General features: G+C 54.8%; 21 protein-coding genes. 16 read left to right on the top strand and 5 right to left on the bottom strand.

Going from position 1 to position 20,618, the window contains the following annotated elements:
• Positions 1–12: 12 nt before the first annotated feature.
• Positions 13–696 carry a fimbria/pilus periplasmic chaperone gene (locus tag ABLV66_RS04730; protein WP_047044161.1) on the bottom strand — a complete coding sequence of 228 codons (684 nt, stop codon included), beginning with the start codon at positions 694–696 and terminating at the stop codon, positions 13–15.
• A gap of 51 nt (positions 697–747) precedes the next feature.
• Complete coding sequence (locus ABLV66_RS04725; RefSeq protein WP_348876491.1) at positions 748–1,314, bottom strand: fimbrial protein; 567 nt, start codon at positions 1,312–1,314, stop codon at positions 748–750.
• 350 nt (positions 1,315–1,664) lie between these two features.
• Here ABLV66_RS04725 and ABLV66_RS04720 point away from each other — a divergent pair, with 350 nt between their 5' ends.
• A complete protein-coding gene (locus ABLV66_RS04720; RefSeq protein WP_063415450.1) occupies positions 1,665–1,910 on the top strand; it encodes a hypothetical protein in 246 nt (81 codons plus the stop codon).
• A 36-nt stretch (positions 1,911–1,946) separates the two neighbouring features.
• On the opposite strand, the gene ABLV66_RS04715 is transcribed toward ABLV66_RS04720, so the two are convergent.
• Complete coding sequence (locus ABLV66_RS04715; RefSeq protein ID WP_348876488.1) at positions 1,947–2,420, bottom strand: Lrp/AsnC family transcriptional regulator; 474 nt, start codon at positions 2,418–2,420, stop codon at positions 1,947–1,949.
• Between the two features lie 138 nt (positions 2,421–2,558).
• Here ABLV66_RS04715 and ABLV66_RS04710 point away from each other — a divergent pair, with 138 nt between their 5' ends.
• The 11 genes from ABLV66_RS04710 to ABLV66_RS04660 all read left to right on the top strand — a co-directional run bounded on the left by ABLV66_RS04710 (position 2,559) and on the right by ABLV66_RS04660 (position 14,488).
• On the top strand, positions 2,559–3,170 hold the full coding sequence (locus ABLV66_RS04710) for a LysE family translocator (RefSeq protein ID WP_047078948.1): 612 nt from the start codon (positions 2,559–2,561) through the stop codon (positions 3,168–3,170).
• A gap of 833 nt (positions 3,171–4,003) precedes the next feature.
• Positions 4,004–4,609 (top strand): tyrosine-type DNA invertase, encoded by a 606-nt coding sequence (locus ABLV66_RS04705; protein WP_045396578.1) that lies wholly within the window; start codon positions 4,004–4,006, stop codon positions 4,607–4,609.
• Between the two features lie 707 nt (positions 4,610–5,316).
• On the top strand, positions 5,317–5,913 hold the full coding sequence (fimE, locus tag ABLV66_RS04700) for a type 1 fimbria switch DNA invertase FimE (protein ID WP_045373908.1): 597 nt from the start codon (positions 5,317–5,319) through the stop codon (positions 5,911–5,913).
• A gap of 494 nt (positions 5,914–6,407) precedes the next feature.
• Positions 6,408–6,956, top strand: a complete 549-nt coding sequence (gene fimA / locus ABLV66_RS04695) for a type 1 fimbrial major subunit FimA (protein WP_045373910.1) — start codon at positions 6,408–6,410, stop codon at positions 6,954–6,956.
• Positions 6,957–7,028: 72 nt separating this feature from the next.
• Positions 7,029–7,568 (top strand): type 1 fimbrial minor subunit FimI, encoded by a 540-nt coding sequence (fimI, locus tag ABLV66_RS04690; RefSeq protein WP_045396575.1) that lies wholly within the window; start codon positions 7,029–7,031, stop codon positions 7,566–7,568.
• Between the two features lie 73 nt (positions 7,569–7,641).
• Positions 7,642–8,328: a fimbria/pilus periplasmic chaperone gene (locus ABLV66_RS04685; RefSeq protein WP_047078947.1), complete on the top strand. Its 687-nt coding sequence runs from the start codon at positions 7,642–7,644 to the stop codon at positions 8,326–8,328.
• Positions 8,329–8,409: 81 nt separating this feature from the next.
• Positions 8,410–11,043: a fimbrial biogenesis usher protein gene (locus tag ABLV66_RS04680; RefSeq protein ID WP_047044156.1), complete on the top strand. Its 2,634-nt coding sequence runs from the start codon at positions 8,410–8,412 to the stop codon at positions 11,041–11,043.
• Positions 11,044–11,053: 10 nt separating this feature from the next.
• Positions 11,054–11,584, top strand: coding sequence for a type 1 fimbrial adaptor subunit FimF (fimF, locus tag ABLV66_RS04675; protein WP_045396567.1), 531 nt, complete (start codon positions 11,054–11,056; stop codon positions 11,582–11,584).
• 12 nt (positions 11,585–11,596) lie between these two features.
• On the top strand, positions 11,597–12,100 hold the full coding sequence (gene fimG, locus ABLV66_RS04670) for a type 1 fimbrial minor subunit FimG (RefSeq protein ID WP_045396563.1): 504 nt from the start codon (positions 11,597–11,599) through the stop codon (positions 12,098–12,100).
• Between the two features lie 17 nt (positions 12,101–12,117).
• Complete coding sequence (locus tag ABLV66_RS04665; RefSeq protein ID WP_047044154.1) at positions 12,118–13,023, top strand: fimbrial protein; 906 nt, start codon at positions 12,118–12,120, stop codon at positions 13,021–13,023.
• The gene (locus ABLV66_RS04660; protein WP_047065316.1) at positions 13,010–14,488 is read left to right on the top strand and encodes an EAL domain-containing protein; all 1,479 of its coding nucleotides are present in this window, start codon (positions 13,010–13,012) and stop codon (positions 14,486–14,488) included. Before ABLV66_RS04665 ends, ABLV66_RS04660 begins: the two co-directional genes overlap by 14 nt.
• A gap of 37 nt (positions 14,489–14,525) precedes the next feature.
• Here ABLV66_RS04660 and ABLV66_RS04655 read toward each other — a convergent pair whose 3' ends face one another.
• A complete protein-coding gene (locus tag ABLV66_RS04655; protein ID WP_015369862.1) occupies positions 14,526–14,798 on the bottom strand; it encodes a GNAT family N-acetyltransferase in 273 nt (90 codons plus the stop codon).
• A gap of 11 nt (positions 14,799–14,809) precedes the next feature.
• Positions 14,810–15,040 (bottom strand): 4Fe-4S mono-cluster protein YjdI, encoded by a 231-nt coding sequence (gene yjdI, locus ABLV66_RS04650; protein WP_015369861.1) that lies wholly within the window; start codon positions 15,038–15,040, stop codon positions 14,810–14,812.
• A 275-nt stretch (positions 15,041–15,315) separates the two neighbouring features.
• Between yjdI and ABLV66_RS04645 the strand changes: the two genes are divergently transcribed.
• The 4 genes from ABLV66_RS04645 to ABLV66_RS04630 are packed head-to-tail and all read left to right on the top strand — an operon-like array spanning position 15,316 to position 20,033.
• A complete protein-coding gene (locus tag ABLV66_RS04645; protein ID WP_015369860.1) occupies positions 15,316–15,588 on the top strand; it encodes a YtcA family lipoprotein in 273 nt (90 codons plus the stop codon).
• A 6-nt stretch (positions 15,589–15,594) separates the two neighbouring features.
• Positions 15,595–16,623: a multidrug transporter subunit MdtN gene (gene mdtN / locus ABLV66_RS04640; protein WP_047078946.1), complete on the top strand. Its 1,029-nt coding sequence runs from the start codon at positions 15,595–15,597 to the stop codon at positions 16,621–16,623.
• Between the two features lie 9 nt (positions 16,624–16,632).
• Positions 16,633–18,564 carry an FUSC family protein gene (locus ABLV66_RS04635; RefSeq protein ID WP_348876487.1) on the top strand — a complete coding sequence of 644 codons (1,932 nt, stop codon included), beginning with the start codon at positions 16,633–16,635 and terminating at the stop codon, positions 18,562–18,564.
• 5 nt (positions 18,565–18,569) lie between these two features.
• Positions 18,570–20,033, top strand: a complete 1,464-nt coding sequence (locus tag ABLV66_RS04630; RefSeq protein WP_396280088.1) for an MdtP family multidrug efflux transporter outer membrane subunit — start codon at positions 18,570–18,572, stop codon at positions 20,031–20,033.
• The last annotated feature ends 585 nt before the right edge of the window (positions 20,034–20,618 follow it).

Here is a 20,618-nt window from a genome sequence, read left to right as displayed (position 1 = left end):
CTCCATTATTTATTATTTTACATTGAGCCTGTCGCTAATAAAGTTTCCATTATCATCAATCATCGTTAGCGAATACTGGCGGGCGAGATTATTTTTTAAAATGACATCCTGACTGGATAACGGCGCAATCATCACGCTGCGCTCATTAACTTTAACATTACTGACTTTAACTTCAGTAATCGTCAGCCAATTTGCGGTACCATTGGCGATATGCAGAGCGTTTTTTCGGGAAGACAGCGAAATATTTTTAAAGGTATCTTTATTTACCGCCGCAATGCCTTTAGGACGATAAAAAAGCTTAATACGGTTTTGCATGGCAAACCGTAGCGTATTCGCCCCCTCACTTCCTGGCGTATTCGGAGGAATATCGAGTACGTTGAGATAAAACAGCGACTCCTTGTTTGGCGGAAGTTTGTTGGCTAATTTTTTTATTCGCAGCTGCTGTCCGGAGTTACCCGCTATGCGCGCCACCGGCGGCGACAGCAGGAACGGCACGTTGATTTTTTCCGGCGGCAACGAGGTATTGCCATCGTCAATCCACGACTGCACCAGTGAAGAGCGGGCGCCATGATTCATCAACTGTACGACCACTTCTTGTTTCTCAGCCGGATAAACCACCCGGGTACCGAAAATCACCACTCCGGCATGCGCGGGCTGCATAGCGATAAATAAACCTGCTAATAAAATCCGTTTCATAGCACCACACCCTTAGCACAATAATTGCCGGCGAAGCGCCGGCACAGGTCCTTACTCCGCAGAGACGGCAATCGTTAACACCGAGCGGACTTCACCGGCGGTCACCGGAGTGGCGGCATTAATTCGGGCGTATTGCGCAGAGAAGTTCATTTGATAGACGCCATTGCCCATAGAAGTCACCGCCCCCGGCAAATTATTGACGTCATACATGGTATTTTCATTAATCTCCGATTCACCCAGTTTTAATTTAAAACCGACCCCGTTAGCAGAAGTTGTAGTCGCGATAGGATTAAGTATGCCGCCGGCAGTATAGGTCCCGCCACTAATATCAATCGATTTCAATACTGTGCCTTCCGGGCAAACAATAGTTAATGGATCGCTACTGGTGGCGAAATTACCGGATAAGACTTGACCGGCCGACATGCCGGCAAAACGGGTGGCATCAACATCAGCCAATTGAATTGTACTGCTATAATCGGTTTCAAAACGACAAGAAGAATTAATAACATTACCAATAATAACTAACTCACCCTGCTCTTCATTTGGTACCGCGGCAAAAGCATTAACACTCATCAGCACGGTTGAAAATACTGCAGCAGCAATCACTGAACGTTTCATATAATATTCCTTTTATTAACAATTCCATTTAACTTTGCGTGGACCGAGAAAAATCTCATGCCGCGAGCATCGCATGGCTAAATATCCGCCACAATAGGATGAATAAGGATCGTTGATAAAAATCAATGCAAATACTTAAAGCGAATGAGCCCTGATGCCATATTCGTAATCTCTTTAGCGTAATAAGCTAAAATACGTAGCAACGAGAATAATAAAATGAGAATTTACCAAGCTTGTTTAATAATAAACTAAAAAAAGGAGAGTTCAGCACATTTTGTGTCGATTTACATAAGATTACGAACCACAATTATAACCTTCCGTGATTTATTTTTATATTTAAGGTTCCGACAATGAAAAAAATGATCCTGCCTCTGCTTACCGCCGTCCTGCTGCTGCCGACGCTCACCGCGCACGCCACCTACCGCGCGGAAAAACGCCAGGATGCCCGTGATATCCGTCAGGATGCGCGCCAGAGTGGACGCGAAGAAAAACACGACTGTGTGAGAAACGATCAACAGAGCAACATGAGCTGTCGCGTAGATAAACGCGACAACCGCCGTGAGGGTCGTCAGAACGCGCGTGATGAGAAATGGTGATTCGCCATACGAGCGCTAATGCCCTGCCACAGGGCATTAGCGGGAAGCGTTTAACGTCTCCAGTGGGAAAGGACGATCCTGCACCACCGTCTTCATCACCAACGTTGAGCGTAAATGCTGCACGCCCGGCATCGCCGATAGTTTGTCATCATAGAGTTTCTGAAAGGCTGGAAGATCCCGGGTGACGACGTGCATCAGGTAGTCCGGATCGCCAAACAAGCGTTGCACCAGCACAACCTGCGGGATCTCCGCCACCGCCTCCTCAAAAGCGCTGACCGCTTTCTTATCGCCCTCTTTTAACGTGGCGAAAACGATAGCCAGAAAATTGAACCCCATTTTTCCCGGATCGAGATTGGCGCGATAGCCGGTGATTACCCCCTCTTGCTCCAGTGCGCGTAGACGTCGGTGGCAAGGAGAAAGGCTCAAATTCACCCGCTCCGCCAGTTCGGTTATCGACAGACGCCCATCCGCCTGCAGCTCAGCAAGAATTTTTCGATCTATGCTATCCATTTGGAAGATTTTCTCTTTAATCGTCGGTTTTCAACATAACATTGAAAGCTCATTTCGCTTCTATGTCGATATTCTTTCTCACACGATAACCTAATTTTGCGAGTGTGTGATGTCTAATATCGTTGCGGAGCGTTGCTGATGGAAATGAGCCTGATCGCCAGCTTCTGGATAGTTTCGTTTCTATTGATTATTACCCCTGGCGCCGACTGGGCCTATGCCATTAGCGCTGGTATCAACGGTCGTCGCGTCGTTCCGGCGGTGATGGGACTGATGTCAGGCCATTTACTGGCGACCATTATCGTCGTCGCTGGCGTCGGGGTGTTAATCGCCGGTCATCCGCTAGCGCTATCGGCGATCACGCTGGCGGGCGCGGCCTATTTACTGTGGCTCGGGGTTACGATATTACGCCATCCGGCGGTGCCAGGCGCGGCGCAACAATCGGCTGGCAGCTGGAATGCGTGGGCGATGAAAGGATTATGTATTAGCGGCCTTAATCCAAAAGTCTTTCTGTTGTTCCTCGCCCTGCTACCGCAGTTTACCGATCCGCACGGCAGTTGGCCGCTGGCGCTGCAGATGTCGGCGCTGGGCGCGATGCACCTGATGACCTGTACGCTAATTTATCTGTTGGTCGGCTACGGTTCGCGCGCGGTACTGGCAGCCCGCCCGCAGGCGGCTAAGGGAGTAAGCATGGTTTCTGGGGTGATTATGATTGCCATCGCTATTATCCTGTTCTACCAGCAGTTAAGATAATTCGTAAGCAGCGGCGCTCATAGGGTAACTTCTTTAGCGCCGCATGGCCTTACCAACAAATATAATCGTAGGTCACAGGTAGCTATTAAGTTGCTAAACCACGGAAGCTGGCTCATCTATTTCCCTGAGCTCCTGAAGATGAATTATCTATGTATCATAAGTGGTTACGGCTGAATGGCCAACATCGATAACTTCCTAAAACTGCTGAAAAACTCCGATTTAGTCATCCATTAACTGATTACTCGAGCGGAAAATTCCGACTGCTCGATAATAAGTAAAATCTCTCTTTGAAACGTCTGCACATTTATTAACGCTATTCTCTCTACGATTTTTGCAGTATGGTTTAATCGCTGTTGTCGTGTTGCAGTGAATGCTAGCAAGTGCCTGACGCTGTTTGCCTACGGTAAAACATTTACGCAATACCAACCTGTTTATTGAGGCAATTATCCTCATGGATAACGGTCACAACGTTATCCAGCCAGGACTCAGTTTATCAGCTGGTAGTCAATGACCTTGCTGTAAGCGCGCATACTCAAGAGGAGAAAGGATGAACAGGACGTGTAAACCCCCAGGAAAAGCGATATACATCAAATGCCTGAGCGCATCGCATCAAAAATTCGCCAGCGCACTTCACCCCGGCGGCGGGGAGACTTCATTATACCCACTGGATTTCGCGCAGCGTTGCCGCGATACAGTCCTTGTAACTTGAGGGATATTAAAAACGATCCGCATCATGCTTACTCATAAAATGCGAAACCTATCTTCGGATCCTGTAATAGGCCAACCAGAGCCTATGGGATAGTAATGTACGCCTGCAATAGAAAGGGAACATAATGAAGAATAATAGCGAAATAAAAAAAAGGAACTTCCTGACTCAGAATGAAATCGAGTCACTACTTAACGCTGCCAATAGTGGACCACATGCTGCTCGTAATTATTGCCTGACATTGCTTTGTTTTATTCATGGATTTCGTGCCAGTGAAATTTGCCGACTGCGAATTTCAGATATTGATTTACGCTCAAAATGTATTTATATCCACCGTTTAAAAAAAGGGTTCTCAACCACTCATCCGTTGCTTAATAAAGAGATCCAGGCGCTAAAGCGCTGGCTGGATATTCGTGATGAATATCCGCAATCCACCAGCGAGTGGTTATTTTTATCACGCAAAGGTAATCCACTTTCACGCCAACAGTTTTACCAGATTATTTCCGCCTCCGGCGATCAGGCAGGATTACCGCTGGAAATTCATCCGCACATGTTGCGTCACTCCTGCGGCTTTGCGCTGGCCAATATGGGTATCGATACGCGCCTTATCCAGGATTACCTCGGTCACCGTAACATTCGCCATACCGTCTGGTACACGGCCAGCAACGCCGGACGCTTTTACGGGATTTGGGATAAATCCCGTGAGAAGCAGAGAACGTCGCTTTTCCAGTAAGGTAACCTTACGCCACGGATGGCGTTTCGTTATCGGTTCCCCCTACTACTGCCAGCCCCTGCCCGCTATCCCCGGCAAGACTGTTGCAAATTTGCTCTGTTTAGGCTGCGATAAAAAGCAGCTTACCTCATATATAGATTTTTTCTTGCAAAACATTAATAAAAATTAACCATACGTTAAATATGTTTATTGTTCTTAAAAGTTCTTATTTAGAACATGAAAAAAAACGTTTCTATGCACCTGTAATTTATCAGGATATAAGTTCGTTATTTATTGTTAAATTAATCCTTTCAGCACATGTTTTCCGTTCAATAAATAGCTGGCATTAACTTTTTTCCTTGCTATTTTATGCACCTGCCAGCGACCTGGCGCGGCTCTATTGTGGTAAAGAATAAAATAGATAAAAATAAGAATTATCGCGTGGCGAGAATTTATATATCCTAAATAATTCAAGTTGCAGGAAGGCGGCAAGAGCGTGAATCCCCAGGAGCATAGATAACTATGTGACTGGGGTGAACGCACGCAGCCAACACACCTGCAGCTTGAAGTATGACGGATATGCATGTGTAAATGTAATGTGATACCTGTTTTGTCATTAGCCCCTTCAAATAATACGGCCTTTGCATTCAGATTATTTTTTATCCATCCTGGGATCTTTTTCTCAGGATATCCCTTATAAGTTAACGTAAATTCAGGAGCTCAAAATTGTGAACCGACGTCGTTTTCTCACCGCCAAAGAAGTACAGGCAATGATGCAGGCGGCCCAGCACGGCCCAACCGGTGAACGGGATTACTGTCTGATCCTGTTGGCGTTTCGCCACGGGATGCGTATCAGTGAACTACTCGATCTGCACTATCGCGATCTCGATCTCAACGAAGGGCGCATCAATGTACGGCGTTTAAAGAACGGTTTCTCTACCGTGCACCCGCTGCGTTTTGATGAGCGCGAAGCGATAGAGCGCTGGACGCAACAACGGGCCAGTTGGAAGGCCGCAGGCAAAAGCGACGCGCTATTTATCTCGCGCCGCGGTACGCCGCTTTCTCGGCAACAGGCCTATCGCATTATCCGCGCTGCCGGAGAAGAAGCCGGTACCGTCACCCATACGCATCCGCATATGCTGCGTCACGCCTGCGGCTATGAGCTAGCTGAAAGAGGGGCTGATACCCGTTTGATACAAGATTATCTCGGACATCGTAATATTCGCCACACTGTCCGTTACACCGCAAGTAATGCAGCACGTTTTGCCGGGATTTGGGAAAGAAACAACCTTTTGGAGGAAAATTTACAAGCGCGGAAGAAATAAGATAACCAATTGATAAAAGGGAAAATTTTTAATATTGAACAAGTCAATTGGGGCCAAACTGTCTATATCATAAAAATGTTTTGTAATCTTTTGCAACTGACAAGTGCATATTTCATCAAAAAAAATTTTATCTAATTGATTTTCATTAAATTCTCCAACGACCTTTCTTTACTTATCCTCGTCAGATTCTCTCCCATACGCCCGCTTCTCAACATTGAACTCAAACAAGCCGTTTTTCCATGCTCGGCAGATAAGCAGTTATTAAATCCATAAAATAAATAGTTATCAGTATATAAATCCAAAAATATATCAGCATTAACAAAATAAAAGCCATAAATCCCGATGAGTCAAAATGGCCCCAATTGACTCATCAGTGGGGCGAAAACTGTGCAGAACCGGCAGTCGCACCATTCGGCTGATTTATGGAATGCCTGGAAGGCAAAACGGCTGCCAATTTTGGTTCGTAATATCGATTTTGTTTAAAGGAAAACAGCATGAAAATCAAAACACTGGCAATCGTTGTTCTGTCAGCTCTGTCCCTGAGCTCCGCGGCGGCCTTGGCCGATACCACCACGGTAAATGGCGGTACAGTGCATTTTAAAGGAGAAATCGTCAACGCAGCCTGTGCAGTCGATGCCGGTTCTATCGATCAGACCGTTCAGTTAGGCCAGGTTCGTTCAGCAAAACTGGCTACCGCGGGCAGCACCAGCTCCGCTGTAGGCTTCAACATTCAGTTAGACGACTGTGATACCACTGTTGCCACTAAAGCCTCTGTGGCTTTCTCTGGTACCGCGGTTGATAGCACCAACACCAGCGTTCTGGCTCTGCAGAGCTCCGCTGCTGGTGGCGCGACCAACGTCGGCGTACAGATCCTCGACAAAACCGGCACTCCGCTGGGCCTGGATGGCGCAACCTTCAGCGCGGCCACCACGCTGAACGACGGCACCAACATCATTCCTTTCCAGGCGCGTTACTACGCCACTGGCGCGGCTACTGCCGGTACTGCTAACGCAGACGCCACCTTCAAAGTGCAATACGAGTAATTCAAACATCAGACAGGGAAGCATTCCGGGCCAGGATGGCCCGTTATCCACTACGGGATTGGGGTGATAACGATGCAAGGAGTGAAGACAGGTCTGCTGATGTTTCTGCTTTCGCCGCTGGCGCTGGCCGGCAACCACTGGAACGTCACGGTCGCCGGGGGAAACATGCGTTTTCAGGGCGTCATCATCGCCGAGTCCTGCCGCGTTGAAGCCGGCGACCAGCAGATGACCGTCAATATGGGGCAGATCAGCAGTAATCGCTTTCATTCAGCCGGGGAAGATGCCAACCCCGTGCCATTCGATATTCACCTTCAGGATTGCAGCACCGCGGTCAGCCAGCATGTCGGCGTGTCGTTTCGCGGCGTGGCTGATGGCAAAAATCCAGATGTGCTCTCGGTTGGCGAAGGACCGGGTATCGCCACCGGCGTAGGCATCGCGTTATTTGATAAAGAAGATCAATTGATTCCGCTGAATAGCCCGCCGGGCGCCTGGCGGCGGCTGTATACCGGCCCCACCACGCTACATTTCGTAGCCAAATATCGGGCGACCGGCAATCAGGTCACCGGGGGAGCGGCAAACGCGCAAGTTTGGTTCTCTCTGACCTATCAGTAATTAACCAGCAGACATCCGGAAACAGGAAACAACGGTGAGTACAAAAGGGGTAAACGTGAAAAAGAGACTGGGGATGACGCGCGGACTACTGGCGGGATTATTGATGATAGCCGCAAGCGGTTACTCCGCCTGGGCTCAGGCCGGCGTTGCGCTCGGCGCCACGCGGGTTATCTATCCGGCCGGGCAAAAACAGGTTCAGTTAGGGGTGACCAATAATGACGACAGCAGCACCTATCTGATTCAGTCGTGGGTGGAAAACGCCGACGGCGGCAAAGACGGCCGTTTCGTGATTACGCCGCCGCTGTTCGCCATGCAGGGTAAAAAAGAGAATACCCTACGCATCATTGACGCCACTAATAAACAACTGCCGCAGGATCGCGAAAGTCTGTTCTGGATTAACGTGAAAGCCATCCCATCGATGGATAAATCCAAACTGAGCGAAAATACCCTGCAGCTGGCGATTATCAGCCGCATCAAGCTCTACTATCGCCCGGCGAAACTGGCGCTGCCGCCGGATCAGGCGGCGGAAAAGCTGAGCTTTAGCCGCAGCGGTTCGTCGTTAACACTGACTAACCCCACTCCTTATTACCTGACCGTCACCGAACTTAACGCCGGCACCCGGGTGCTGGAAAACGCGCTGGTGCCGCCAATGGGCAAAACCTCCGTCAAGCTGCCGCCGGATGCCGGTAGCAACATTACTTATCGCACGATTAATGATTACGGCGCGCTGACCCCAAAAATGAACGGCGTGCTGCGCTAATACAGGTTTGGCCCGCCGGGCGGGCCATGCCGCGCATAACAATAAGAACTGACAGCCGGGCGAATTCAGACCGGAGGGACTATGTCACATCTCAAATATGGACAGGACCGTTTTGGTTCCCGCAGCGCCTGGCTCCGCCCGCGCGCTATTTTGACCATGGCGAAATTTCCCGTGGCGCTCTGTTTTGTCCTGCAGGCGGGTCACGCGCAGGCTGAACTCTATTTTAACCCGCGTTTTTTGGCTGATGATCCTGCGGCGGTGGCCGATCTTTCCGGTTTTGAAAACGGGCAGGAGGTGCCGCCCGGCACCTACCGCGTCGATATTTACCTTAATGACGGCTTTATGACCACTCGCGATGTCACATTTAACCGCGGCGAAAAAGGCCATGGGTTAAGCCCGTGCCTGACCCGCGGCCAGCTGGCGGGCATGGGGGTCAACACCGCGGCGGTGACCGGGATGAACGCCCTCGCCGCCGACGCCTGCGTGCCGCTGACCGAACTTATCACCGATGCCACGACGCGCTTCGATGTCGGCCAGCAGCGCCTGTACCTCACCGTGCCGCAGGCCTTTATGGGCAACCGCGCGCGCGGCTACATTCCGCCTGAAATGTGGGATGACGGCATCAACGCCGGGCTGCTGAACTATAACTTCACCGGCAACAACGTCCATAACGATACCGGCGGCAGCAGCAATTACGCCTATTTAAACCTGCAAAGCGGCCTTAATCTCGGCGCCTGGCGACTACGTGATAACACCACGTGGAGCTACAGCAGCGGCGGCAGCAGTTCCAGCAATGAGAATAAATGGCAGCATGTTAATACCTGGCTTGAGCGCGACATCACGCCGCTGCGCTCGCGCCTGACCCTCGGCGACAGCTACACCAACGGCGATGTTTTCGACGGCATTAACTTCCGCGGCGCCCAGCTGGCGAGCGATGACAACATGCTGCCGGATAGCCAGAAGGGCTTTGCGCCGGTGATCCACGGTATCGCCCGCGGCACCGCGCAGGTGTCGATCAAACAAAACGGTTATGAGATTTACCAGAGCACAGTACCGCCGGGCCCGTTCACCATTAACGATCTGTATGCCGCAGGCAACGGCGGCGATCTGCAGGTGACGATTAAAGAAAACGACGGCACCAGCCAGGTCTTTAGCGTGCCGTGGTCAACGGTGCCGGTACTGCAGCGCGAAGGGCATACCCGGTACGCGCTGACCGCCGGCGAATACCGCAGCGGCAACGATCAGCAGGAAGAGCCGAAGTTCTTTCAGAGCACCGTGTTACACGGCCTGCCTGCGGGCTGGACCCTATATGGCGGCACTCAGCTCGCCGACCGCTACCGCGCCTTTAATCTCGGCGTGGGGAAAAACATGGGCGATTTCGGCGCCGTCTCGCTGGATGTCACCCAGGCTAACGCCACCCTGCCCGACGACAGCGATCACCAGGGGCAGTCGATTCGCTTCCTCTATAACAAGTCGCTGAGCGATGTCGGCACCAATATCCAACTGGTGGGCTATCGCTACTCCACTAAAGGTTATTACAGCTTTGCCGATACTACCTACCGCCGGATGAGCGGTTACGACGTACAGACCCAGGATGGCGTGATCCAGGTGAAGCCGAAATTCACCGATTACTACAACCTCGCCTATAACAAGCGCGGCAAAGTGCAACTGAGCGTGACCCAACAGTTGGGGCGTACCGCCACGCTCTATCTGAGCGGCAGCCATCAGACCTACTGGTCGACCGGCAAGGCGGACCAGCAACTGCAGGCCGGGCTCAACGCGGCGGTGGACGACATCAACTGGACGCTGAGCTACAGCCTGACCAAAAACGCCTGGCAGCAGGGCCGCGACCAGATGCTGGCGGTCAACGTCAATATTCCGTTCAGCCACTGGCTGCGTTCCGACAGCAAATCGGTATGGCGGCACGCCAGCGCCAGCTACAGCATGTCGCACGATCTTAATGGCCGGATGACCAATCTGGCGGGACTTTACGGCACCCTGCTGGAAGACAATAACCTGAGCTATAGCGTGCAGACCGGCTATGCCAGCGGCGGCGAAGGCGATAGCAGCGGTACCGGCTACGCGGCGCTGAACTACCGCGGCGGCTACGGCAACGCCAACGTCGGCTACAGCCGCAGCGACGGCTTTAAACAGCTGTACTACGGCGTCAGCGGCGGCGTATTGGCCCATGCCAACGGCGTGACCCTGAGCCAGCCGCTGAATGACACGGTGGTGCTGGTGAAAGCGCCGGGCGCCGACAACGTAAAAGTGGAAAACCAGACCGGGGTGCGTACCGACTGGCGCGGCTATGCGGTACTGCCTTACGCCACCGAATATCGCGAAAATCGTGTCGCGCTGGATACCAATACGCTTGCCGATAACGTCGATCTCGATGACGCGGTGGTCAGCGTCGTCCCTACTCACGGCGCTATCGTGCGGGCGGACTTCAAAGCCCACGTCGGGGTCAAGTTACTGATGACGCTGACCCATAACGGCAAACCGGTGCCGTTTGGCGCGATGGTCACCTCGGGCAGCAATCAGAGCGGCAGTATCGTGGCCGATAACGGCCAGGTCTACCTGAGCGGGATGCCGCTCGCCGGCAGCGTGCAGGTGAAATGGGGCGAAGGCGCGAACGCCAGCTGCGTGGCCAACTATCGCCTGCCGGAAGAGAGTCAGCGGCAGGCGCTGAGCCAGCTATCGGCAGAGTGCCGTTAAGGAACGCATGATGATGAAAAAACCACTTAACCTGTTCGGCGCCGTCCTGACGCTGGTCTGCGCCAACGCCTTTGCGGCCGATAGCACCATCACCATCAGCGGCTACGTGCGCGACAACGCCTGCGCGGTCGCCACCGAATCGAAAGAGTTTACCGTCGATCTGATGGATAACGCCGCGAAGCAGTTTAACGCCGTCGGCGCAACCACGCCGCTGGTGCCGTTTCGCATCGTGCTGTCGCCCTGCGGCAGTTCGGTGACGGCGGTAAAAGTCGGCTTTAACGGCACCCCGGATAGCGACAATAACGACCTGTTAAAAATCGACGGCGGCGCCTCCGCGGCGGCGGGCATGGCGGTGCAGATCCTCAACGGCCAGCAGACGATGCTGCCGGTCAACGCGCCCTCTTCGTCGCTCGCCTGGACCACCTTAACGCCGGGGCAGACCAACACCCTCGGTTTTTACGCCCGGCTGATGGCAACCCGCGTACCGGTGACCGCCGGCCACGTCTATGCCACCGCCACCTTTACCCTTGAATTCCAGTAACCGGAGGCTGAGATGAAAGCACACTACGCAGGATGGCTTCTGGCAGGCGCGCTGGCGTTAAACATTACCCCGCTACAGGCCGCCGACATCACCATCACGGTGAACGGCAAAGTGGTGGCCAAGCCGTGTACGGTCTCCACCACCAACGCCAATGTTGACCTCGGCGATCTATATACCTTCAGCCTGGTGTCGGCAGGTTCCGCTTCAGCGTGGCACAGCACCGCGCTGGATTTAAGCAATTGTCCGGTCGGTACATCGCGCGTCGTCGCCACCTTTAGCGGCACCGCGGACAGCACCGGTTATTACAAGAATCAGGGTACCGCGGGCAACATCCAGCTCGAACTACAGGACGACAGCGGCACCACGCTCAATAACGGGGCGCAAAAGTCGGTTCAGGTCGACGATAGCTCACAGTCGGCGCGTTTTCCGCTGCAGGTCCGGGCCCTGTCGGTTAACGGCGGCGCCACCCAGGGAACCATTCAGGCGGTGATTAGCGTCACCTATACCTACGCCTGAGTCAGGAGAGTTTGTTTATGAAAAAAGTCATCGCTCTGTTTACCACCCTGCTGCTGATGGGCTGGTCGATTAACGCCTGGTCCTTCGCCTGTAAAACCGCCACCGGCGCAACTATCCCCATCGGCGGCGGCTCGGCCAACGTATACGTCAATCTGACCCCGGCCGTTAACGTAGGGCAAAACTTGGTGGTTGACCTGTCGACGCAAATTTTCTGCCATAACGACTATCCGCAAACCATTACCGACTATGTGACGCTACAGCGCGGTTCTGCTTACGGCGGCGTGCTGTCGAGCTTTTCCGGTACCGTAAAATATAACGGTACCTCTTATCCGTTCCCGACCACCACGGAAACTTCGCGGGTGATCTACGATTCGACTACCGATAAACCCTGGCCGACCGTACTCTATCTGACTCCGGTCAGCACTGCGGGCGGGGTGGCGATTACCGCCGGATCGCTGATTGCCGTGTTGATCCTGCATCAAACCAACAACTACAACAGCGACTCCTTCCAGTTCGTGTGGAATATTTACGCCAATAACGACGTCGTTGTGCCGACCGGCGGTTGCGATGTCTCCGCCCGCGATGTGACCGTGACGTTACCCGATTATCCGGGCTCGATGGCGGTGCCGGTCACCGTCCACTGCGCGCAGAACCAGAATCTTGGCTATTACCTTTCCGGCACCACCGCCGATAGCGCCAACTCCATTTTCACCAATACCGCTTCCGCTTCGCCAGCGCAGGGTATTGGCGTCCAGATGACGCGCAACGGTAGCGTCGTTCCGGCCAACAGCAATGTTTCATTGGGAACGGTCGGCACTTCACCGGTTAATCTCGGTCTGACCGCTACCTATGCGCGTACCAGCGGCCAGGTGACGGCGGGTAACGTCCAGTCGATTATTGGGGTGACGTTTGTCTACCAGTAAAGCCGATACCCCGCAGGCGACAACGGATTACATCCTGTCGCCCTGCGCCATGGCGGCGGCGGGATTAGCCCGAATGGTCGACGACGGTTGCCGCCATCCGGTGTGGCTACAGCCGCGGGTGCAGAGCATGCTGTCGATATCTGCGCCAGCCGACGTCCGGCAAATTGTGGTTTTTCTGCCCGACGATCCCTGGTGGCTACTGTTCGTCCTGCGCGAAGCCGCCTGGTTACTCACCCAGGCCAAACGACCTTTGCCCATGGTGATCTTAAGCCGCAGTCCGGCGCCGTGGCTGTGGCAAACCTTACTGCACCAGGTTGGCGACCGCCGCCTGCTGGCCGCCGTGCAGGCAATCTCCTCCGATCTACCGTGCCGCCGTCTGGCGGCATTGTTGAAAGGCGGCCTGGTCGGCTACCCCGGCCTGCAACAGCTTTCGGCCATCGAGGCGCTGGCGCGCGGCAAACCGCCGTCGGGCTTAAGCAAAATCGAACTTAACGCCACCCTCGCCCTGCTGTATGGCCACAGCATCACCAGTCAGGCGCAGATCCGCGGCGTCAGTCAGAAAACGCTCTACAACCAAAGAACCTCAGGACTAAACAAGATGGTGGAGTATCATCCGCATCTGGCGAGCCGGTTTCCGGGCAGCCGAAGCAAACGCGTAGCTGGTCAGGGCATGACCGCGCTGACCCCCTTCGAACGTGAGTTTATCCACGCCATTCACAGCCGGCAGATCTTTCCGGTCTTTCAGCCGATTGTTGATGACCGCTTACGCCTGCAGGGCATCGAGATATTATCGCGCTGGCGCAAAGATGGCGTGGTATTGCCGCCGGGCGAGTTTCTCCCGCATATCCGCTCCGAATACGCCTGGCTATTACTGACCGCCTTTGTCCTGCAGGAAGCGGTGCAGAATATCAATCGCTATCAGGGCGAGTTCTATTTTTCGGTCAATATCCCTCCCTGCATTGCCCATCACGATAATCTTGCCCGCATGATGGAAACCGCCTGGCAACAGCTACAGAACCCACTGTGGGCCGACCGACTGGTGCTGGAATTTGCTGAAACCGTTGATTTACAGCAGCAAGGAAAAGCGGTGGCGAATATGAGCAATATTCAGCAGCAGGGCTTTCGCATCTTTCTCGACGACTGCTTCTCGCACAGCAGCGTCATGTTCCCTGTGCGCACGGCGCGTTTTAGCGGCTATAAGCTGGATATGAGTATCGTCAATGATTTTCAGCGCGACCCGCACGCGCTGGTGCTGATTAAAAGCCTGGTCTACTACTGCCAGCTGACGCAGAGCCGCTGTATCGCCGAGGGAGTGGATAGTCTGGAGAAATTTAATCAGCTAAAAGCGCTGGGGGTCGATCGTTTCCAGGGGTATCTGTTCTCACCGCCGGTCACTCGCGAACATCTGGGAGAGATCATTCAGCGATTTTTACCGGATCATGCCACCTGCCGGTTAGCCGGGTAAATCGCGGAGCAGCGCCAGCCACAGCTGGCGCCGTATTTCAGGCGCGAATATCGTCGTACTCGCGGGTGTTATCGAATTCGTGTTTGGCAAACGGGCACAGCGGAATGATTTTGCGCTGTTCCTGGCGCATTTTCTCGACCACTTTCGCGACCAGCTGTTTACCGACGCCCTGGCCTTTCAGGCTGGGATCGACATCGGTATGCTCAATAATGCTCAGATGTTCACCGGTTGGAACAAAGACAATTTCCGCCACCTGGTTTCCCTCGGCGTCATTAACGTAGAACTTGTTGTGACCTTCCAGAATTTCCATCATTTCCTCGCTTATTTGTGGCGATACTTCAATGCGCCGCTGGGACAGGTATCGATCACTTTTACCACCGTCGCCACATCCACCTGATCGGGGATGATCCACGGTTTACGTTTCAGATTGAACAGCTTCGCGCTGCCGCGCACGCAGTTACCCGAGTGCTGACAGATATCGGTATTGAAATAGACATCTATCTTCTCGCCGGTATAGGCCCGGTAGCCCGCTTCCAGTAGTTCCTTATCCATGACATTGCCTCAGTATTTTTATTGTACTTACCTAAGAATAGCTCGCGGCATAGCCGCTGACTATGGAGAAATGAGAAACACCCTATTTCAATTATTTCGCTAATGATAAAGCGACTTTTTAATACCTACGCGAAATTAAACTATTATCAGAGGATAACCATAACTCGGCTAAGCAAACCATCAGCGCTATAATTTAGGCGGTGTATTGAGGGTTTATTTGATTTGCAACGAATAAACTCAATTGTTCAATGGCATGAACATTCAGGTATCTTCCTTTGAAGCAAATTGTAAAACGGGCGCGCCCGGCATTGTTATTACTTCTTTTGGCGGTCTCCGGTTGCTCTTTATCCCCCGCCATACCGGTATTAGGCGCAGCATTCCCCGGCTGGTTCTTCTGCTTTTTAGGCGGCGCATTACTGCTGATCCCTTGCCATATCCTGATTGCCCGTAAAGGCTGGCAGGCGCGCTTTTCCCCGCTGGTATTAAGTTACCTGGCGTTAATGTTTCTATTTGCCACTATTCTGTGGTTTCTTCTTTTCGCACATTAAATACCTATGACTCAATCCAGCCCAAGCGTTTTACGGAAAAAATGGCCCTTGTTGGCTCTCGTCCTCGCCGCCATTGTGGCGCTGATCGTAGTTATCTGGCAGTTACAGACTTCGCCGGAAACCAACGACGCCTACGTCTACGCCGACACCATCGACGTAGTGCCGGAAGTCAGCGGGCGAATCGTTGAGATGCCGATCCGTGATAATCAGCGGGTGCAGAAAGGCGATCTGCTGTTCCGCATCGATCCGCGCCCCTATCAGGCGATGCTGGAGGATGCAAAATCACGGCTGGCGGCGCTTGATGCGCAGATTATGCTGACCCAGCGCACCATTAAAGCCCAGCAGTATAACGCTCAGTCGGTGAGCGCCGCGGTAGAGCGGGCGAAGGCGCTGGTGAAACAGACCACCTCGACCCGTATCCGCCTGGAACCGCTGGTGCCGCAGGGATTCGCCGCGCAGGAGGATCTCGATCAGGCGCGCACCGCGGAAAAAGCCGCCCGCGCCGAACTGGAAGCCACGCTGCTGCAGGCCAAACAGGCTGATGCCGCGGTCACCGGCGTCGATGCGATGGTCGCGCAGCGCGCCGGGATCGTCGCGCAAATCGCCCTGGCGGAACTGCACCTGGAGTTCACCGAAGTCCGTGCGCCGTTTAACGGCGTAGTCATCGCCCTGAAAACCACCGTCGGACAATATGCTTCCGCTCTGAAACCGGTCTTCACGCTGCTGGATAACGACCACTGGTATGTGATTGCGAACTTCCGCGAAACCGATCTGCAAAACGTTCGGCCGGGCGTGCCGGCAACCGTGACGGTGATGACTAACCACAGCCGCCCCTTTGACGGCGTCGTCGATTCCGTTGGTTCAGGCGTACTGCCGGAGGGCGGTAGCGTCATTGGCGGGCTGCCGGTAATTCAGAAGAGCATCAACTGGGTACATGTGTCGCAGCGCTTCCCGGTCAAAATCGCGGTGAAAAATCCCGACCCGGAACTGTTCCGGATGGGCGCCTCCGCCAGCGCCGTGCTGCAGGCGAAATAAGGGTCCGGCATGCATAATTTCTGGTTGTTTCTGCAACGGGAGCTCGCCGACGCGCCGGGGCGGGCCAACTATACCCTGCGCCTGACGCTGAGCTGCGCGGTGCTGATCACCCTGTTTATGACCCTGCAGATCCCGTTTCTCGCCGTGGCGCTGATCGTGGTGTTTTACGTCAGTCAGCCGAACATCCTGATGATTAAGCTGGGCAGCGTCCTGTTTTTTGTCACCATCAGCGTGGCGCTGGGTCTGGTGCTGCTGATCATCAAGTGGACCTATGATTTCCCGCTGATTCGCCTGGTCGCTTCGGTATGCCTGTTCTTTGGCGCGATGTATCTGATGCGCGTGCTGGGCAAACTCGGGCTGGCGTTTTTCGTGGTGGCGCTGGCGGTGATTTATGCCCAGACCTTCCCGTCGATGACCAGCCAAAGTGAAGTTCTGGTGCGCCTGCTGCTGTGGCTTTGGGTGGCGATCAATACCGCAACGCTGGTCACGCTCCTGGTCAACGCCTGCTTTCGCCAGGCCTTTCCCGGCTATCAATTCCGCGCTCAGCTGGTGGTGATGCAGCGGCAGGTCGCCGACGTACTGACGCAGAACGCCGCGCCGCCGACCTTCAAAGAGATCGCCGGGCGTTTTAATCAGTTGCAAGGATTGTTTAAGCAGGCGCGCTTTGCGGCGCCGGAAATTGCCGCCGCTCCGCCGCGCTGGCAGGCGCTGATGGCGGCCACCCTGCGCTGCTATCACCTCGCGGCGCTGCTGCAACCGGGCGATGACCACGCCGCGGCGCGCCAGCAGATCGCCGCCGCGCTACAGGCGCTGGCGCCGTCGATGAACGAGGGTACGCCGTTTTCATTCTCCGCGCCGGTCATTGATGATCGCGGCACCAATACGCTGATTTTACAAGAGATGGCCGATGTGCTGGCGAAGCTGGCGCGCGGTGAAAGCATCGACCTGCCGCAGGGCGAAGCCGAGAAGTCGCCGCTGCTGCTGCCGGACGCCTGGCGCAATCCCGCTTATTTGCATTTCGCCCTGAAAACCCTGCTGGCGACGCTGCTGTGCTACGTCTTCTATACTGCCGCGGACTGGCAAGGGATCCACACCATCATGCTGAGCTGCGTGATTGTCGCCCAGCCGGGGCTGGGGGCGACGATGCAAAAAACCTGGCTGCGTATCGGCGGCGCGCTGCTCGCTACGCTGCTGGCGCTATTGTTGATCGTCTTTGTACAACCGTGGACCGAGTCTATCGTCGGCCTGCTGGCGATGGTTCTGCCGGTAATGGCGCTCTCGGCGTGGATTGCCGCCGGGTCAGAGCGTATTGCCTACGCCGGCATCCAAATCGGCTTTACCTTCTCGCTGGCCTTCCTCAGCTGGTTTGGGCCACTGACCAACCTGACCGAACTGCGCGACCGGGTCATCGGTATTTTGCTCGGCGTACTGGTCTCATCGATCGTCCATCTTTACCTGTGGCCGGATAGCGAAGCGCCGCAGTTGAAATCGCGGCTGGCGCAACTTTATCGCCAGATAGCCGACTTCCTGCGCGCGAAAAATGATAAGCCGCAGATGGTGCCGCTGTTCCAGGCGCTGACCACCAGCGAAACGCTGATGCATCGGGTCGCCGCCGAGCCGCTGGGCACTTTTGCGCATCCGTGGCCGCAGGCGAAATACTGGCCGAGCAAAGCCACCTGGCAGCAGGCGCAGGAGATAGTACGCCTGAGCGAGGGCTACCGGCTGTATGCCGCGCCGGGAGACCCCTTCTTAAGCCGCTGCGCCGAACAGTTACAGACGTATGCCGATGATATTGAACGTCAACAGCCGACGACACCCGTTGCGCCGCTGGTTGTCGATCCGGCTAATCCGTTCGGCGAACCGCTGGCGGCTTTACTGACCACCCTGCCGGACTGGTCAGACAAACCTTCTGAATTTACGCGACAGGCAGAACCGTCATGATAAAAATGGACGCCGCAGCACGTTTTCTGCGCTACTCACCGCTGGCCTTCGCCATCAGCCTGTTAACGGGATGCGCGCTGATTCAGGACGATCCTGGCGAAGTGCCGATCGTTAATCCGCAACAGGCGCAGCTGGCACAGGTGATCCACCTGGCGAATAGCGGCTGGCCGGCGGCCCGCTGGTGGGAGGGGTATCACGATCCCCAGCTCAACATGCTGGTAAACCGCGCGCTGCAAAATTCGCCGACCATGCAGGCGGCGCGGCTGCGCATCTCACAGTCACAATCCACCGTCGAGCTGGCGCAGTCGGCAATGGGCGTGCAGGCGACCGCCGTGGCGGCGCAGAACCGGATGCGTATAACCGATAAATCCTTTAGCTGGCCCTACTCCTATTCTCTGCCGGTGGATAAAAACGGCCCGTGGTACACGCTCAATACCGTGGGCGTCGGCGCGACGCTGAATATCGATTTATGGGGCGCCGACCGGGCCCGCGTCGCGGCAGCTATTGGCGAAAAGAACGCTCGCCAGGCGGAAACCGCCGGTATCGAACTGGATCTCGCCAGCAGCGTGGCGCAGCTGTACTTCGCCATGCAGGCCACCTTCCAGAAGATAGTTCTGCTGCAGCAGCTAGAAGAAATTGCCCGGTTGTCGGTGCAGGCGCATGAACACCGCACCCAGCGCGGCGTGGAGGATAGCGTCGATATCGCCAATGCGCAGGCGGAACTGCTGGGCGCGCAGCAGCAGGTGATTACCGCCCGCGGCACGCTAACCCAGTACCGCGAAACGTTGCGGGCGCTGATTGGCGCCGACGCGCAGAGTATGCCGGAGATCCACCCGGTCGCCCTGCCGGCGTTGCAGGAAACGCTGCCGGATTCACTCTCCTTCGAATTGCTGGCGCGTCGCCCGGATCTGCAGGCCCTGCGCGGTTATGTGACCGCCTCAATGAGCCAGGTAGATGCGGCGAAAGCGGCCTTTTATCCGCATTTTGATATTAAAGCCTTCTGGGGATATAACGCGCTGAGCGTCGGCGATCTGTTTAAGTCGTCCTTCCAGCAGATTAACCTGCTGCCGGGGCTGTATCTGCCGATATTCGATGGCGGACGCCTGAACGCCAATCTGAAGTCGGTACGTACGGCGAGCAATATCCTGATTAAGCAGTACAACCAGGCGGTGCTGGATGCGGTGCGGGATGTGGCGATAAGCTCCAGTCAGCTTAACGATCTCAACCAGCAGGTGGCGCTGCAGGAGCTGAAGGTGACGGCGGCGATGGCCACCACCCGCAGCGCCAGCGCCCATCACCAGCGCGGCCTGTTAAGCCGCTATGCCGCACAAGAAGCGCGGCGACCGGCCATCGCCCAGCAGCTGTTATTGCTGGATATCCAGGCCCAGCGTCTTAGCACCGATATCACGTTGATTAAAGCCCTCGGCGGCGATTACCGCGGCCCGGCGGTGGATTCCGTAGAACCGTAGCCCTGCTAAGCGCAGCGCGAGCAGGGAAATCCCCGGTGGCGCTACCGCTTACCGGGGCTACATGCGACAATAAATTTGCCAACGGACCCGGTCCATAGGCCCACGCAAGCGCAGCGCCGCCGGGCAATATCCACGGATTAGGTGCCGCTTTTGCGCCGGATGGCGGCTGCGCCTTATCCGGCCTACGGTCTGTGCGGTCTGCCTTTAATTTATTCACCACGCTGGCTGAAACTGCCGGTGTTGGTGGCCTCAAAATCGCTGAGACGTTCCCGGAAGGCCGGGGCAGCCCGCATGGATGCGGGCTGAGGGCCGTGATTTGCAGGGACGCTGCCTCGGCCCGACCCGAAGCCTGCCGGGATAAGTCGAAGGAACCACGAAGTGGCGATTTTGGCGGCCAAAGCCCGGGAGTACAGAGGGCGGCGGCGACTGGCCGCCCTTTGTGCGCTCCCTGCGCCACGGAAAACATATTACATAAAGAATCAACCGGGAGCGCAATGTCCTCTGAAGCGACACGCGATAAACATTTTTCTCAAGCGAAAAAGTTGTAAACCGATAACATTATCTACCGTTTTCATCCTCGGCTTA

The organism is Klebsiella sp. CN_Kp073 (assembly GCF_040065495.2).
In the GTDB taxonomy this organism is placed as follows: Bacteria; Pseudomonadota; Gammaproteobacteria; order Enterobacterales; family Enterobacteriaceae; genus Klebsiella; species Klebsiella aerogenes.
This window is presented reverse-complemented; position numbering and strand designations above follow the sequence as displayed.

What these genes read in the sequence shown, in the direction of transcription:
- ABLV66_RS04685 (WP_047078947.1), top strand. Translation starts at nt 7,642, where the DNA reads ATGACGCGCGGACTACTGGCGGGATTATTGATGATAGCCGCAAGCGGT.
- ABLV66_RS04635 (WP_348876487.1), top strand. Translation starts at nt 16,633, where the DNA reads ATGCATAATTTCTGGTTGTTTCTGCAACGGGAGCTCGCCGACGCGCCG.
- ABLV66_RS04655 (WP_015369862.1), bottom strand. Translation starts at nt 14,798, where the DNA reads ATGGAAATTCTGGAAGGTCACAACAAGTTCTACGTTAATGACGCCGAG.
- ABLV66_RS04680 (WP_047044156.1), top strand. Translation starts at nt 8,410, where the DNA reads ATGTCACATCTCAAATATGGACAGGACCGTTTTGGTTCCCGCAGCGCC.
- fimF (WP_045396567.1), top strand. Translation starts at nt 11,054, where the DNA reads ATGATGAAAAAACCACTTAACCTGTTCGGCGCCGTCCTGACGCTGGTC.
- ABLV66_RS04710 (WP_047078948.1), top strand. Translation starts at nt 2,559, where the DNA reads ATGGAAATGAGCCTGATCGCCAGCTTCTGGATAGTTTCGTTTCTATTG.
- fimI (WP_045396575.1), top strand. Translation starts at nt 7,029, where the DNA reads ATGCAAGGAGTGAAGACAGGTCTGCTGATGTTTCTGCTTTCGCCGCTG.
- fimG (WP_045396563.1), top strand. Translation starts at nt 11,597, where the DNA reads ATGAAAGCACACTACGCAGGATGGCTTCTGGCAGGCGCGCTGGCGTTA.
- yjdI (WP_015369861.1), bottom strand. Translation starts at nt 15,040, where the DNA reads ATGGATAAGGAACTACTGGAAGCGGGCTACCGGGCCTATACCGGCGAG.
- mdtN (WP_047078946.1), top strand. Translation starts at nt 15,595, where the DNA reads ATGACTCAATCCAGCCCAAGCGTTTTACGGAAAAAATGGCCCTTGTTG.
- ABLV66_RS04665 (WP_047044154.1), top strand. Translation starts at nt 12,118, where the DNA reads ATGAAAAAAGTCATCGCTCTGTTTACCACCCTGCTGCTGATGGGCTGG.
- ABLV66_RS04705 (WP_045396578.1), top strand. Translation starts at nt 4,004, where the DNA reads ATGAAGAATAATAGCGAAATAAAAAAAAGGAACTTCCTGACTCAGAAT.
- ABLV66_RS04720 (WP_063415450.1), top strand. Translation starts at nt 1,665, where the DNA reads ATGAAAAAAATGATCCTGCCTCTGCTTACCGCCGTCCTGCTGCTGCCG.
- ABLV66_RS04630 (WP_396280088.1), top strand. Translation starts at nt 18,570, where the DNA reads ATGGACGCCGCAGCACGTTTTCTGCGCTACTCACCGCTGGCCTTCGCC.
- ABLV66_RS04715 (WP_348876488.1), bottom strand. Translation starts at nt 2,420, where the DNA reads ATGGATAGCATAGATCGAAAAATTCTTGCTGAGCTGCAGGCGGATGGG.
- ABLV66_RS04730 (WP_047044161.1), bottom strand. Translation starts at nt 696, where the DNA reads ATGAAACGGATTTTATTAGCAGGTTTATTTATCGCTATGCAGCCCGCG.
- ABLV66_RS04725 (WP_348876491.1), bottom strand. Translation starts at nt 1,314, where the DNA reads ATGAAACGTTCAGTGATTGCTGCTGCAGTATTTTCAACCGTGCTGATG.
- fimA (WP_045373910.1), top strand. Translation starts at nt 6,408, where the DNA reads ATGAAAATCAAAACACTGGCAATCGTTGTTCTGTCAGCTCTGTCCCTG.